The sequence below is a fragment of the Paenibacillus sp. WG02 genome, assembly GCF_055396115.1.
Genome location: NZ_AP036016.1, coordinates 7,096,872 through 7,113,130 on the forward strand (window position 1 = coordinate 7,096,872; position 16,259 = coordinate 7,113,130).

Sequence of the window (16,259 nt, forward strand, 5' to 3'; positions counted from 1 at the left end):
TTATATTTCGGGCAAAATAGCAATGTCAACAATCGAAGGTGAGGTTACGAGCATGCTAAAACGAACACCGCTCTTCCCGATTTATGCGGAGCATGGAGCGCGAGTCATTGATTTTGGAGGCTGGGGGACTGCCCGTGCAGTTCGCTGGTATTCAAAAAGAGCACGACGCCGTCAGGCAGCAGGCCGGGCTTTTTGATGTTTCCCATATGGGGGAAGTCCGAGTAAACGGAGAAGACGCCCTTCCTTTTCTGCAAAAAATAACAACGAATGATGTATCCAAGCTGGAAGCAGGCCAATGCCAATATAGCCTCATGTGTTATCCGACTGGTGGTGTTGTAGACGATCTCCTCGTTTACAAACTTGGTGATAACAACTACATGTTGGTCATCAATGCATCGAATATCGACAAAGATGTGGAATGGATGCAGCAAAACCTCACGGGCCGTGTGGAATTAGTCAACATTTCAGATGAAACGGCGATGCTCGCGCTGCAGGGACCGCATGCGGAACTTATTTTAGCTAAACTTACAGACGCGCCTATCCAATCTTTGAAAACGTTTCGCTTCCTTCCTGAAGCGGATGTTGCTGGGATTAAAGCACTCCTATCTCGTACCGGATATACAGGGGAAGATGGCTTCGAGCTCTATGTCGATCAAAAGGACGCTGTAAAGCTGTGGAAGCTGCTTCTTGAAGCAGGTCAAGAGTATGGACTCGTACCAGCAGGTTTAGGCGCTCGTGATACCTTGCGTTTTGAAGCTCGTCTCCCCCTTTACGGGCAGGAGCTATCCAAGGATATTACACCGCTAGAGGCTGGACTTTCATTTTTTGTGAAGCTGGATAAGGGAGATTTCATAGGTCGTGACGTGATCGCTGGTCAAAAGGCAAACGGTACACCTCGCAAGCTCGTTGGCATCGAAATGGTCGAACGCGGCATTCCGCGTCCGCATTATGCCGTTTTCAATACGGATGGTCAACAGATCGGTGAAGTCACGACAGGGACACAATCTCCTACTTTCAAAACGAATGTGGGCTTAGCTTTAATCGATTCCGCTTACAGTACGCTGGGCACGGAATTGAATGTTGAGATTAGAGGGGCGCAGGTCAAAGCTAAGGTCGTTGCCACCCCGTTTTACAAAAGAAAATCGTAAGCCATTTGTCTCAGGAGAGGAGCAAGCCCCCATCATGAAGCACCGCTATTTGCCAATTACGGAGCAGGATCAGAAAGAAATGCTGGAGACCATCGGCATCTCATCCATGGAGGAGATGTTTCAAGATATACCTCAGAAGGTTCGTTTTCAAGGGGAACTGAACGTATCGAAGGCGCTGGATGAGCAAGGACTGCTGCGCTATATGCGCGGTCTGGCGGGTCGCAACGCCGACTTTGACCGGTATGCCAGCTTCCTCGGCGCTGGCATCTACGATCATCACCTTCCGGTGGTGATCAATCATGTCATCTCACGCTCAGAGTTCTACACAGCGTATACGCCTTATCAACCGGAAATCAGCCAAGGCGAGCTGCAGGCGATTTTCGAGTTTCAGTCGTACATCTGTGAGCTCACCGGCATGGCCGTAGCGAACGCCTCGATGTACGATGGCGCAACGGCGCTGGCCGAAGCCGGCGCCCTGGCCAGCGGAGCGACGAAGCGCAGCCGTCTGCTAGTCTCGAAAGCGGTGCACCCGGAAGCGCGCGCGATTTTGCGCACCACCGCCCGCGGGCTGAACTTGGAAGTGGTCGAGATCGGCCTCACGCCAGAGGGCGTGACCGATTTCGAAGACCTCACTTCCAAGCTCAGCGACGACGCGGCAGCCGTCATCCTCCAATCGCCGAATTTCTTCGGCTGCTTGGAGGATATCGGGGCCGCTGAGCCCCTCGCGCACGGCGCGGGCGCACTGCTTGTCGTGAGCGCGAATCCGCTCACGCTCGGGCTGCTCGAAGCGCCGGGCAAGCTCGGCGCTGACATCGTCGTCGGCGACTGTCAGCCGCTCGGCATCCCAGCTGCGCTGGGCGGTCCGACGTGCGGCTACTTCGCCGTCGCCGAAAGCTGGATGCGCCGCATGCCTGGGCGCATCGTGGGCCAAACCGTTGACCGCGATGGCAAGCGCGGTTTCGTTCTTACGCTCCAAGCGCGGGAGCAGCACATCCGACGTGAAAAAGCCACGTCGAATATCTGCTCCAACCAAGCGCTTCTCGCGCTTTGCGCATCTGTGTACTTGTCCACGATGGGCAAGCAGGGCATCCAAGACGTTGGTAAGCTCAACGTCCAGAAAGCCCACTACGCGGCAAACCGCCTAACCGCGTCTACTAAATTCTCGCTGCCATTCGCAGGCAGCTTCTTCAATGAATTTGCCGTCAAGCTACCGGGCGGCACGAACGTGCAGGAGCTGAACAGTAAGCTCCTGAAGCATAACATCATCGGCGGCTACGACCTCGGCCGCGACTACCCCGAGCTCGCCGGCCATATGCTTATTGCCGTCACAGAGCAAAGAACGCGCGAAGATATCGATGCCTTCGCAGCTGCACTGGAGGAACTCGTATGAGCGAAAACAACGTGAACGTGAAATCAGACGCCAAAGCGCTCATCTTTGAAATGAGCCATCCGGGTCGTATCGGCTATTCACTGCCTGAATCCGATGTGCCAGAAGTCAATTTGAACGATCTTCTGCCAGCCAAGTTTAGGCGCCAGAACGAACCTGACCTGCCAGAAGTGTATGAAGTAGACGTCATCCGTCATTATACGGCTCTTTCTCGTCGTAACTTCGGTATCGACAACGGCTTCTATCCACTCGGCTCGTGTACAATGAAATACAACCCAAAAATCAACGAAGACGTAGCCCGCTTCCCTGGCTTCGCCAAAATACATCCGTACCAACCGGAAGAATCGCTGCAAGGAGCAATGGAACTGCTCTACAATCTCCAAAATGACCTTGAAGCCCTCACCGGCATGGATCGTGTAACCCTGCAGCCGGCGGCTGGCGCTCATGGCGAGTGGACCGGACTAATGATGATTCGTTCCTACCACGAGAGCCGCGGCGAGAAGCGGACCAAAGTCATCTGTCCCGACTCCGCTCACGGCACTAACCCTGCCAGCGCTACTGTTGCAGGCTTCGAAACTATAACCATCAAATCCAACGAGCGCGGCCTCGTGAATCTCGATGAGCTTCGCAAAGCCGTTGGTCCCGATACCGCGGCATTAATGCTAACGAATCCGAACACACTCGGCTTGTTCGAAGAACAAATCGTCGAGATCGCTGAGATCGTACATGCCGCAGGCGGACTGCTCTACTATGACGGCGCTAATGCCAACGCCATTATGGGTATCACTCGCCCCGGCGACATGGGCTTCGACGTCGTGCATCTCAATCTGCACAAAACCATGAGTACCCCGCACGGCGGAGGTGGACCAGGAGCAGGCCCCGTTGGCGTCAAAGAAAAGCTGATCCCTTTCTTGCCCACTCCACTCGTTGAGAAACGGGAAGATGGCAGCTTTTATTTCGACTACAACTATCCGCAAACGATCGGCCGTGTCAAAGGCTTTTACGGCAACTTCGGCATCCTCGTCCGCGCGTACACCTATATTCGTACACTCGGTCCAGAAGGCTTACGCAAAGTATCCGAGTATGCCGTCTTGAATGCAAACTATATGCTTGCTAGACTGACACCCTACTTTGATGTGCCTCACCCGCGCTTCTGTAAGCACGAATTCGTACTTTCCGGCAATCGCCAGAAGAAGCTCGGTGTACGTACACTCGACATCGCCAAAAGATTGCTCGATTTCGGCTACCATCCGCCAACGATCTACTTCCCGCTCAGCGTGGAAGAATGCATCATGATAGAGCCAACCGAAACCGAAAGCAAACAAACCTTAGACGAATTCATTGATACGATGATCGCCATTTCCAAAGAAGTCGAAGAAAACCCGGAGCTCGTCAAAAACGCTCCCTATACCACCGTCGTCAGCCGCATGGACGAAGCTCTTGCTGCCCGCAAGCCTGTCCTGAACTGTACTTGCGGATAAATAACACAACATACCCGCCATTCAAGTTGTTTCAGCTGAGTGGCGGGTTTTGTTTATCTTCCTATTTGCACTATCCCTTTTACTCAGATAGATAGAAAGAAAGATAGAGCAAAAAGTTTCGAAGTGCTTTATTATTGATGTATATAGTTCGAAGTCGGGGGCGGTGGAGCGGCATGAGCATGTCTTCTAGAATAGTTTTGGTTTAAGTTAGTACGTGTCAGAACAGTTCTATTTAGTTTGGGAAGTTCCACAAGAATGCTGTGTTTCCTATTTTTATCCATGTATTGTAACCATTGCTTCCACTAACTTTTTCCTTGCCTCCTCTCTTTCCCACTCACTCCTTTCAGAAACATATTTTCTGAGCAGTCTACAAAACTGCCCCCTTAAGCTTCCTCGAACATGAACTAAGGGATAGTGCAAATAGAAATCCTCAATTAATAAGCTCCTCTCACATCCAACGCATCCTGAAAAACCCTCAACTAAAATGAACTCCTCACCCAGCTTTTCCTGAACCAAGGGGATAGTGCTCATAAAAGCTCTCAATTAAGATGAACTCCACTCACCCGGCTTATCCTGATCCAAAGGGATAGTGCACATTGAAGCTCTCAATTAAGATAAACTCCCCCACCAAGCTTATCCTAATCCAAAGGGATAGTGCACATTGAAGCATTCATTTAAGATACGAACGCGGCAGAACTGTTATTTCATTGCATTTGCATTATTTTAGAGGAGCGTTTTTATGAACAAACCATGGTTTTATCGGCTTTTATTCTCCTATTTGCCTGTATTTTTCATGATCACTTCTGTGCTCATTGTGCTTATTATTCTTTCGATCAGCCAACTGTCCAAAAAAGAAGCTGAAAATGCCAATAAAACATATGCTTTACATATCATGCAGTCGGTTGACTATGCATTGAAGACGATAGACGAATATGTGATCAAAGAACTGCAGACCAATACGCGGATTGACCAATTTTTTGACAACAAATTTGAGGGAAATCCCTATTACTCGGCTTATGAAGTCACCGAGTTGATTCGCGGGATGATGAATTATAACAAGTTTATTGATTCGGTTTATTTTTATCGGGTTTCCGATCAAATGGTCATTAGTCCAAACACGATGATAACGGCTGATCGTTTCGGCGATAAAGGGTTCATCGAAGAGATGAGGAAGAACCCTTCTCAGTATCAGTTGACGAATCAGCGGATCTTTAAAGAATTTGCGGAGATGGATCAGCGTAAAGTCGTCATTTCTTTAGTACGGAAGATACCTCTGTTATCCGGGCAAAAAGGCATCGTCGTTGTCAATATCAGCATGGATTCTATCGCAAGAATGGTCGGTGATATGTCTAATTCAAAGATCAGCTTCATCGAAGTATACGATCCCGAAGGCAAACAGCTGATGGCCTCCGGAAACGCTGAGGGTGCAGTAGTATCTAGGAAAAGAGGCTCGGAACTTACCCGAATCCATTCAACTTATACAAACTGGGAATACCGAAGTGGTCTCAACGATGACTATTTATTTACTTTCACCTCTGTATTCTCTTATGTATGGATCGGATTTGGACTAGTTATGGTTGTCCTCGGCGGGATCTGGATGACCTATGTGACCTATCGCAATTATCGGCCGATTAAGTTGATTATGTCCCGTATCCATGCTTATTCCGAACTGAAGTCGATGGGAGTCGAGGGCAAGAAACAAGACGAATTCCAGTATATTGACCGGGCCATAGGCAATCTTATGGAGTTATCCAACCGCTATGAAAAGCAGCATGAGGAAGATACCGTATTCCGGCGGCGGCATTTTTTCAAAGAATGGCTGGAAGGAAGCCGGACGGTTGATTATGAAGACTGGAAAGCCGAGATGAATCGGCTGCAATTGCCTTCTGACTACGGCCAACTTGCTGCAGCGGTCATCGAGATGGATAAGTATATGGAAGTATGCAGAATGTTCTCTCAAAAGGATCAAGAGCTGCTGAAATTTGTACTAAGCCGTGTCGTTTATGAAACTGCTGAACCGCTTGGCCTGACTGTATGGGCGGAATGGACAGCTACACACAGGCTTAGTGTTGTGATATTTGCTAATGAGAATGTCAAAAACAGTGAGAAGCTAGCGGCCAATCTATGCGAAAATGTTCGCTCCTGGGTCGAGCAGCATCTGCATTTTCGCATTACGCTTGGTGTCGGTCATGTGGTTGGACAAGTACAAGAGCTCGTTCATTCCTACGAGGCTGCCGTCCATGTTCTTCGCTTTAAATCGACATTAGGAACGAATCGAGTCCTGTATCATTGGGAATCCGAAGCGTCCACTGAGAAGGAAATGTATAAGCATTTGCCCCTGGTCAAATCGCTCGCTCAGTCGTTTCGCTTGGGGGACAAGGAATGGAAGCCGGCCTTGGAGCAACTTTTCACCGAATTAAAAGTCGGGTTATTCTCCTACGATGAGATCCGCAATCTCATGAATTATTTGGTTTATCATTTACACCGGGAGATGATGGAGCTCTCAGTCGAGCTGCAGGAGTTATGGCAAATCGTGCTGCCCCAACTGAACGACGCTATTGAACAGTTCGATACGATCGAAGAGTTATATGCTTCGTGGTTTCACATGTTAGAAGAAGTATCGCAGCGGATGGCAGCTTTTCGCGAAGACAGAAGCACACATGCGGTCATGACCCAAGTTCGCTCTTACGTGGAGACTCATTATGCAGATCCAGAATTATCGCTTACCTCGCTAAGCGAGCAGTTTCAGCTTCATGCTTCGCATGTCAGCCGTGCATTCAAAGAGGAGTTTGGCGAAAAATTCGTCGATTATCTCGTTAAGATCCGGATGGAACAAGCGAAAAAGCTGCTCCAGAGCAGCCGCGACTCCGTCCAGGACATCGGGTGCATGGTTGGATACACGCATGCTATCTCGTTTATACGAGCCTTCAAGAAGTATACCGGCGTCACGCCTGGCGATTACCGTAAGCAAGAGTAATCCTGCCGTTTTTCAAGAAAAGTATATCGTTAATTGTTGTTTATTCACTTCTGTATCACATCCACTAAAGCCTTGTACAGCAAGGGGTTTCAAAAGAGTTTATTCGCTAATTCATGTATATTGAGAAGGATTGCACCTCTGAGGTACATTGATTCCATCGACGGCAAGGGAGCAAAAGATGGTTCGATTTTTACGCTAAAGGAGGTGACACACGATGCCACATACACCGCTAGACAACATTCAATCAGCCCCCATGATTACTACACGAAGATTTACCCACCATGCCGCCAAGTCGCTGCAGCCCCGTCGTCGTTTCAAGCAAAATATGCCGCTGTTGATTATGTTTGTACCGGTTATCGCTTACTTTATTATCTTTCGATATTTTCCAATATTAGGAAATATAATCGCCTTTAAAAACTATAACTTGATGGATGGCATATGGGGAAGCCCATGGGTTGGCCTAAAGCATTTCAAAGCACTTTTCACCCAACCCCAGACGCTGACGATCATCCGCAACACCGTCACTTTGAGCTTATTAAGCATTGTCGCTGGCTTTCCATTTCCGATTATCATTGCCATCCTATTGAATGAAGTTCGCGCCATGCGGTTCAAACGAATTGTACAGACACTGATCTATATCCCTCACTTCTTCTCTTGGGTTATTGTCGGAGGTATTGTCGTTACGATATTCTCCCAGCAATCCGGTATCGTTAACAAGCTGTTAGAGCTATGGACGGGTCACACTACTGCCTTCTTGTATCAGGAGCATAGCTGGATAGCTATCTTCCTCGGATCGGGGATTTGGAAGGAAGCCGGATGGGGAGCAATCATTTATCTGGCTGCTCTTACCTCGATCGATACGCATCTGTATGAAGCTGCAAGCATTGACGGTGCGTCCAAATGGAAGCAGATCTGGCATGTCACGCTGCCAGGCATTCGCAGCACGATTATTCTTATGCTGATTCTGAGTATGGGTAATGTCATGGAAGTCGGGTTTGACCATGTGTACACGCTTCAAAATGCAGCCGTTTCAGATGTCTCGAATGTCATCAGCACCTATATCTTTATTGTGGGTGTCCAGGGAGGACAGTTCAGTTTAACGACGGCGGTCGGGTTGTTTGAATCTCTGGTCGGCTTCTTCTTCGTCGTCCTTGCGAATCAACTTGCCCGTAAATTCGATCAAGGACTGTGGTAAGAAAGGAGCCTCCTCATTCATGAAACCAACTTGGGATGAGAAAATCTTTTACACGATCAATTATATGTTCCTTGGCCTTGCAGCTCTAAGCTGCGTCCTTCCCTTGATGCATATCGTATCATTATCTCTGAGCAGCTATCAGGCGATTGTATCAGGGCATGTAACCCTGTGGCCGCAAGGCTGGACTGTAGAAGCTTACAAAGCCTTATATGTTGGTACGAATATGGTCAAAGCGTTTCGTAATAGTATCGTAATTACTGTTGTAGGCGTTGTGCTAAGCATGTGGTTTACGATCATGGCGGCTTATCCGTTAGCTAAGAAGTATTTTTATGCACGTCGCTTTTTTACACTGGCTATTGTATTTACCATGCTGTTCGGCACACCTTTAATTCCTCTGTTTCTGATCGTGAAAAGTCTCGGCTTACTGGATACTTACGGTGCTATATGGATGCCGGGACTGATCAGCGCGTTTAATATGCTTGTGCTTCGGACCTTTTTTATGAATGTGCCTGAAGAGCTTGAAGAGGCAGCACGCATGGATGGCTGTGGAGAATGGAGACTTCTCACCCGCATTATTCTCCCTTTATCCCTGCCAGTCTTGGCTACGTTGACTTTATTCTATGGCGTCGGCTATTGGAATTCATTCTTACACGTACTTATGTTTATCAATGACAGTACACGAATGAATTTGGCGGTAATGATTCAACAGATGGTCGCCAGCCAATCGATTCTTCAAGAGCTTAATTCCGTAAGACCAGATGATTTGCAGCAAATGACACCAGAATCCATCAAAGCGGCCGGCGTGATCGTACTCATTGTGCCTATGCTGATCGTCTATCCATTTTTGCAGAAGTATTTTGTTAAAGGGGTCATGATCGGCGCGATTAAAGGATAACACGAAGGACAACACAATCTAACTTGAGCTGTTTTAGGAAACGAATTATCTAAGGGGGGTATATCCATGTCTATGTTACGCAGGGGTCATCGGAAAGCTCTAATGTCCACACTAGCTTTAATCGCAGTATTAGCAGGCTGCTCCACAGCCAAAGTCAACGATCCAGGGGCATCGTCAAGTCCGAATGCGACCCCAGCAGCCGAACCGGCTAAAAGAGGAGCGATTAACGTTTCCGTCTATGATCGGGGCAATGTTCCTCCGGAGGAAGGCAACTGGGATAAAAACCGTTGGGTGGAGTGGATCAACAAGAACGGTCCTGTCGATGTTAAATATACACCCGTTCCCCGCTGGGAATCGTTCCCGAAATTTAATGCCTTGCTTGCCTCGGGAAGCGCACCGGACTTGATTCTGGAGTATGATGCCAACTATAGGAACAGCTGGTATTCGCAGAAGCTGCTGATGCCGATCGATGAGATGGTTGACAAATACAGCACGAATTACAAGCAAATTCTCGAGAAGTATCCGCTGCTGCGTAAGATTGGAACGAAGGAAGACGGCAAATTGTACGAAATCGGCCGTTTAAATGTCGTGGCCCCGCATCATCGTCTCTTAATCCGCGAGGATTGGCTCCAGAAGCTGAACCTGTCGGTTCCGACGACGACCGAGGAATTGTATAACGTAGCCAAAGCATTCGTGAACCAGGATCCCGACGGCAACGGTAAAAAGGATACGTTCGGTATCAACCTGAGCGGCGTCGGCTTCTCCGTGATCAGCCACATTTTCGGACGCTCGATCGATTGGGCCGAACAAAATGGCCAATTCGTACATGACTGGGAACGCCTCCAGGCATCCGTAGAATTCCAAAAGCGTTTGTTCGACGACGGTTTAGTCGATAAGGATTTTCTCACAGATAAAAACGGACAAAAAGGCATCCAAGATTTCATGAACGGGAAATTAGGAATTTTCGCGATCGACAGTGCATGGTTTACTATTTCTAACTATGAAACTTTGAAGAAGAACAACCCAACTGCCAAGGTTATTCCTATGGCTTTACCAAAGAGTCAATTCGGGCAATTCAGCCCGATTATCAGCACACCTGTGCAAATGGTCGGTGTCGTCAATGCCAAAGCGAAGGATCCGAAAGCGATTATGCAATATATTGACTGGATGGTGGATCCCCAAAATGCAAGCCTACTGAAAAACGGAATTGAGGGTACCCACTCGCAAAAAGGTTCGAATGGCTGTTTGCAGCCTATCGATACGGAGAAAAATAAGAAAGAGCTGTACACCGACGATCTGAATATGATGAGATCCGATTTGCTGCTGGGCAAATGCGCGGAAGTGTATCTGGTGAACTTGCGCCCAGAAGTGCCAACTCAGAAAGAACTGCTCGATATCAACCTCAAATCCAAAGAAATCTATATCAATAAGGATCGTCCTATTCCTTCGCTCGGCTATGACTTCTTACCGGTCCTGCCTGATGATCTGCAAGCGATTGTCAAAAGCACAAGCAAATCCAACAACATCGATAAAGGCGATATTTGGTTGAAAGCTTTGGTTGGCGGCACTGGCTATACCGCACAGCAAGCTGTGAAGGATGCCAAGGAGGTGTGGGAAAAAGCAGGCGGCAAGCAAGTCGACGATTATTACGCCAAATGGTATGAGAACAACAAAACCAAAGCATTTAGTATCGATGATCTGTACAAATTTGCTGAACAATCTCAGAAAGAGCTGAAATAGAATGAAGGAGAAGCGGCGCTCCAAGTTAGATGTATCGGAGCGCCGTCTACACATGACGTGGACCCCGGATAGGATTAGGGAATCCTATTGATAATCTCGTTCATGGAGGTAATTATGAGATCCCTACACAAGTCAAAACTCCTTGTTTCAGTCCTTCTGTCGGCGATCATTGTTTCACTGCTTCCTATTTTTCCTGTGCATCGTGCTTTTGCGGCTTCAGCAGGTATTACCCAAGACTATTGGAACAACGTTCCTGGAGGTAAGGTGGAACAAATTCCTGTAAAGACGCCTCCATCGGGTTCGAGGTTGCTCGCTAACTTCGAGACACCGAACAATACGGGGGATCTTTATGGTTCTCGCATTTACGGTTTTCTGACGCCACCGGCCAGCGGAGGCTACACCTTCTGGATCGCAGCGGATGACAGCTCCGAGCTATGGCTGAGTCCCGATGGCGATCCTGCGCACAAAGAGAAGATAGCGTCTAATACCGTCTTCGCTAAGCCCAGAGAGTGGGAGAAATCCCCAACTCAGAAATCAGTGATCATTCCGCTATCCAGCGGGAAAAGATATTACATCGAGGCGCTGCATAAAGAAAATACCTCGAATGACAATTTGGCTGTCGCCTGGCAAGGACCGGGAATTGCCCAACAGGTGATATCTGGCAATTACCTGACACCCTATGTGCTGCCTGATGCGCCAACAAATCCCGTGCAGGACGATACAGCAAATACGTTCGGGTGGACGCCTATTCCCGGTTACCCGGATGTGGCTGCCTATGAATACAGCACAGATCGCGGTTACACGTGGCAAACCGTGACAACGAACCCGCTTCAACTGGACAATGTCAATTACACGACGGGGCAAATACAAGTTCGGTTGAAAGAAACGACAGCGCAGCCTGCCGGAAAGATCCTATATTCTACCGCCTTTTACACGTTAACTACCGTGGAACAGCCTACGCCGGTTTATACAACGATTTGGAAAATCGGGCTTGATAATCAACTGTCGACTGAATTTAGCGATTATAAATCAACACCTATTGAGTCCTTCAGCCTTCCTTCCGACTGGGCCACTCGCACAGATTGGAGTTCGGTTTCTAAAGGACTGAAGCTTAACCGCAACGGTTCTATGGTTATTACTTACAACTTGCCAGCGATCCCGGAGCATGGCGTGCAGTTCAGCTTCAGGAGCTTGGACGCGTATGTATCCGTTCCGCAATTAGCTGTATTTTCCAATGATACGATGGCTGGTTTAATCCAAATTGTCGGCTTGAACGGCGGGAATACGACTCGGAAATTTAAAGAAACTTACGAGCTTTATATTCCTAAGGAAATGCTGAAGGTTGGATCTAATGAATTGAAGCTGTCTTTGGATCGAGGCTTGTATGCGGGAACTGACGGCGATGAATATCATTGGTTTGAATGGGATTACGCCAAGCTTGAGGCATTAGGAGCTCCGGCTGCGGAACCCATTCACGGGCGGTATACCCGTCTGGGAACAGCTCTTGTCTCTCATGTTTTGAAAGACCGAGATCTCCAAACGATGGAAGTAACGAAATGGCTTGGACTCGCCTACAGCGGGAACGTCATTCGTTCCAGTCAATTCTCGCGGGAATGGCTGACCGCCTTGCGCGATTTGAATTTGGCGCCGGTGCTGCTGCCATTCGGGACCTATATCAAGGATCCCGAACTTTCGTCGGGGGTCGTCCCTGAGAAGCTCAAAGAGTACTACAACAATCTCATTGCAGAAAATGGGGATTTGTTCGAATACATGGAGCTTGATAATGAACCCGGCGTGTTCAACAATGCTTTTGCCGCCGATTTGGCTCTTGCTAAGTATGTTAGTGAGCAGAAGCCTTTGCTAAACCCTTGGTTGAAAGCCGTTTCTCCAGGCTGGGCCTACTGGCCATCCAAAGGAATTCCCGATGGCTGGGAGCGTGATCCTGCCTACCGCAGACAGATTGAAGACTATACCGATATGACGAACGGTCACAGCTATACCTTAAGCGGGATATCGAGTGGTGAGGGAGGCGCTGTCGTTGAGACATTAAAGACTTTTCCTGAGTATCAGGGTGACGGAATGGCAAAGCCGATGATGATGAGTGAAACGGGAGCTAACGATTTTCATACCGATAATAACCGTTACGATACGTTCACGCATCGATTCGCCTCCATCTTTGATCGGGAAACGCGCAGTACCATCGGCTATCTCGATTACATCATGCAGCATGCGGCTTACTTCCGAGAGTACAGCTTGCTCAAAGAGGACATCGAGATGAAATCCGCTGACGATGCCGAGGCATGGATCAACACGAGCGATCCCGATGAAACGCGTTTGAAGGTTTTCCGCCGCTTAGCGCTCGCATACAGTACGCATGGCAAACCGCTCCCTTATGTGTATACAAATCAGAGCGAGCTTGCCGGGAAAAAAGCTTATTTCCGCGCCGTGGATACATCTAGTCTTAGTGTGAGCAACACTGGAGCAAAATCCAATAAAATTCTGCTCAATTTTGTTAATTTTGAAACGACACCGGTCACGATGAACGTCCATGTTACACTACCCGCTAACGCCCAGTATGCGGCAGAACGCTTTGGCGCAGGCAACACGTATGCGGCTTCACACAGTTTTACGACGATTGACACCGCTTCGGGCGCTCAATTATCAGAAACTCTTCAGCCAGGCGAAGCCGTGCAGTTTATTTTGACCTCGTTAGAACATTCAGCACCAAGCAAGCCTACGCTGCAAGCACGGGCCGTTTCGTACAAACAAATCAAGCTGACTTGGCAGCCTTCTACGGATAATGTAGAAGTAGCCGGGTATAAGCTCTATGATAACGGCGTACTGCTCGCCAAGCTGCCGAAAGCCGTAACCAGGTATTCGCACCAAGATGTTAGACCGGAAAGTGCACACTCGTACACGCTCATCGCTTATGATGACTCGGGCAACGAGTCCGTACCGAGCGACCCTTTAGCCATATCCTCCTTGTCATTGCCGGCATCTCCTTTTACCACTACGTCTACGGGAGCTTTGCATGTTGAAGCAGAGCAAACGGAGCTGGAAGGAGTGACACATCATGGCACATTCGTCGGCATGTACTTTACACAAGGACGGATGAACATGCTGAAACCGCCTGTCAAAGCAAATACCAATTACATTCTTAAGCTTAAATATAGCTCGGCCGCGAACAAAAAGGTGAACCTCGTGATCGACAATCAGCTGGTTCGGACGCTGGATTTGCCAGGAACGGAGCCGAATGTCTATACAACCGTCGAATATAACGTCATGATGCCTGCGGATATAAGCAACCTTGTGCTGTCCATCGTCAAGAGCAGTGATAATGTGTTCGCCTACTTCGATTGGTTTGAGCTGAAAGAAGGCATCTTGGATGAAACGCCGCAAGCACTTTGGACGAATGTCATTCATAGCAGCACGAATATGTATTATTCCGCTCCTACCTTCGCTCTCGGCGCCAATGGAGCCAATATTCATGAAACGACAACGCCGGGCGATTACGCAGCTATGGGCTTTAAGGGTACGGGAATCCGTTGGTATTCCGATATTGAGTCTACATTAGGCGAGGCTGATGTATATATCGATGATGTCCTGCAAGCAACAGTGGATTTGAAAACAGCGAACACACAAGGCGCGAAGAAGGTTGTTTTTGAAAAGACTGGTCTCCCTATGGCAAACCATATCATCAAAGTTGTCGCTAAGAACGGCCGGGTCATCCATCAATCGTTCGAGTTTTTGAGTTTGGAACGCCAGCCCTTAACTCCAGGCCCCGATCTTATCGTAACAGATCTTGGAACGGATCCAGCAGATCCGTATGCCGGGCAAACGGGAATTCGATTCTATGTCACAGTGAAAAATGTCGGTATTCTCCCAACCCCAGCCGGCAAAATAACTGGAGCCGTGTTTGGTTTGAACGGCGGTTCGTTCGGCTATACGGATACGTATAATCAATCCATCCCTGTAGGCGGCAGTGCAACACTCTATACCAACGCAGGTGGTGAAAATGGGTATTGGGAAGTGCCCAATGGAGAAGCCACCTACCAATTAAGCGTCAATATCAATGATATTGGCCGATTCACTGAGATGGATCGTACGAACAACACCAAGGAGATTACTTTTCAGGTGAAAAAGCGGGATATCACCCCTCCTGTGACAACAGCGACAGCGGACGGGGCAACGGGGGCTGGCTCATTCAACAAACAAGATGTGCATGTGACGTTTACAGTCTCACATCCGACTGCTGGCGTTGGAATCAAGCAAACAGAGTACCGAATTCAGGGTGGAATATGGCATCCTGTCACAGCTCAGCCGATCACCTTCAGTGATGAAGGGGTACATCAAATCCAATACCGCTCGATTGATGTAACGAATAACGAAGAAGCGCCCAAAGATTTGATTATTGGCATCGATAAAACAGCTCCTGCAACCACGCACACATCATTAGCAGGGTGGCAGCGCACAACACAAACCGTCACATTAGCAGCGTATGATTCTTTGAGCGGTGTACAACAGACCTTTTACATGCTAAACGGGGGAACTGCCACTGCCGGAACCTCTGTTACGGTAAACACTTACGGTGTGAACACGATACACTATTACAGTGTTGATGCGGCAGGCAATCAGGAAGCTAGTCATCCTGTAGAGGTACGCTTCGATCCGCAAGCTCCTGAAATCAACATCGCCGGTCCCTTAACTTTATTTTGGACGGATCCGATTGTATTGAATGTTAGTATCACAGATGCTTTAAGTGGAGTGGCCTCATCTGTAGTCAAACTGGACGGTGCCGTTGTTAGCCCTAATATTAACCTCCAACCGCTCAGCTTGTGGATAGGTCAGCATACGATTGAAATAACGGCATCAGATAGCGCGGGCAATACGATCGTGCGTACCTTTGTATTGAAAGTGATCATGGATCTCGATCATTTGGACGATCTGCTCCGTTTATTATGGAATCTAGGATATTTCCCAAATCAAAACACTTACAACAGCTTGCAGAACAAGGTTGCTCAGCTCCAGAAACTGCTGAATCAAAGTCAGCTTAAAGATCCGACTATCTTTGATGCAGTCATCAAAGATGGCAAGTATACGGATAGTACGACTGCCAAGCTGCTTCGAGATGCCGTTCTATACTTGCAGCAAAAGTCAGGGAAGTGAATAAGAAGGGGCATGTCATCCAAAGTCATTTTTGGATGATAGGCCCCTCTACCCTTTTTTGTACTATGCTGCGATAACCAAGATTGTCCAGTTCACGGAACGTCAATGCTCTATTTGGACGAAAAACCCCGAAATCAACCTCTAAAGTACATTCTTAGGACAGAAATATATGTTCCAAAGTACAACGCTTGAGCTTGAGCAATTAATAGGATTAAAACCATTGGAGCAAATACAATGAAATTCAACATGCTATTCGTGAATACATGATTC

8 protein-coding genes and 1 pseudogene are annotated in these 16,259 nt (G+C 48.2%); 8 read left to right on the forward strand and 1 reads right to left on the reverse strand.

Annotation, left to right across the window (positions count from 1 at the left end; genetic code table 11):
- Positions 1–52: 52 nt before the first annotated feature.
- The 3 genes and pseudogenes from gcvT (at position 53) to gcvPB (ending at position 4,016) form a co-directional block, all read left to right on the forward strand.
- Positions 53–1,148, forward strand: a pseudogene (gene gcvT / locus ACBP55_RS32045) (glycine cleavage system aminomethyltransferase GcvT).
- 34 nt (positions 1,149–1,182) lie between these two features.
- A complete protein-coding gene (gene gcvPA / locus ACBP55_RS32050; RefSeq protein ID WP_464647482.1) occupies positions 1,183–2,538 on the forward strand; it encodes an aminomethyl-transferring glycine dehydrogenase subunit GcvPA in 1,356 nt (451 codons plus the stop codon).
- On the forward strand, positions 2,535–4,016 hold the full coding sequence (gene gcvPB / locus ACBP55_RS32055; RefSeq protein ID WP_464647483.1) for an aminomethyl-transferring glycine dehydrogenase subunit GcvPB: 1,482 nt from the start codon (positions 2,535–2,537) through the stop codon (positions 4,014–4,016). The genes gcvPA and gcvPB overlap by 4 nt, the downstream gene beginning before the upstream one ends.
- Positions 4,017–4,289: 273 nt before the next feature.
- On the opposite strand, the gene ACBP55_RS32060 is transcribed toward gcvPB, so the two are convergent.
- Entirely contained in the window at positions 4,290–4,559 is a 270-nt protein-coding gene (locus ACBP55_RS32060; protein WP_464647485.1) for a hypothetical protein, read from the reverse strand.
- Between the two features lie 196 nt (positions 4,560–4,755).
- Between ACBP55_RS32060 and ACBP55_RS32065 the strand changes: the two genes are divergently transcribed.
- The 5 genes from ACBP55_RS32065 to ACBP55_RS32085 all read left to right on the forward strand — a co-directional run bounded on the left by ACBP55_RS32065 (position 4,756) and on the right by ACBP55_RS32085 (position 15,989).
- Positions 4,756–6,993, forward strand: coding sequence for a helix-turn-helix domain-containing protein (locus ACBP55_RS32065; protein WP_464647486.1), 2,238 nt, complete (start codon positions 4,756–4,758; stop codon positions 6,991–6,993).
- Positions 6,994–7,246: 253 nt separating this feature from the next.
- On the forward strand, positions 7,247–8,188 hold the full coding sequence (locus ACBP55_RS32070) for an ABC transporter permease (RefSeq protein ID WP_464653492.1): 942 nt from the start codon (positions 7,247–7,249) through the stop codon (positions 8,186–8,188).
- Between the two features lie 19 nt (positions 8,189–8,207).
- Positions 8,208–9,083 carry a carbohydrate ABC transporter permease gene (locus ACBP55_RS32075; RefSeq protein ID WP_464647488.1) on the forward strand — a complete coding sequence of 292 codons (876 nt, stop codon included), beginning with the start codon at positions 8,208–8,210 and terminating at the stop codon, positions 9,081–9,083.
- Between the two features lie 66 nt (positions 9,084–9,149).
- Positions 9,150–10,823: an extracellular solute-binding protein gene (locus tag ACBP55_RS32080; RefSeq protein WP_464647490.1), complete on the forward strand. Its 1,674-nt coding sequence runs from the start codon at positions 9,150–9,152 to the stop codon at positions 10,821–10,823.
- Between the two features lie 114 nt (positions 10,824–10,937).
- Positions 10,938–15,989 (forward strand): OmpL47-type beta-barrel domain-containing protein, encoded by a 5,052-nt coding sequence (locus tag ACBP55_RS32085; protein WP_464647492.1) that lies wholly within the window; start codon positions 10,938–10,940, stop codon positions 15,987–15,989.
- Positions 15,990–16,259 lie beyond the last annotated feature (270 nt).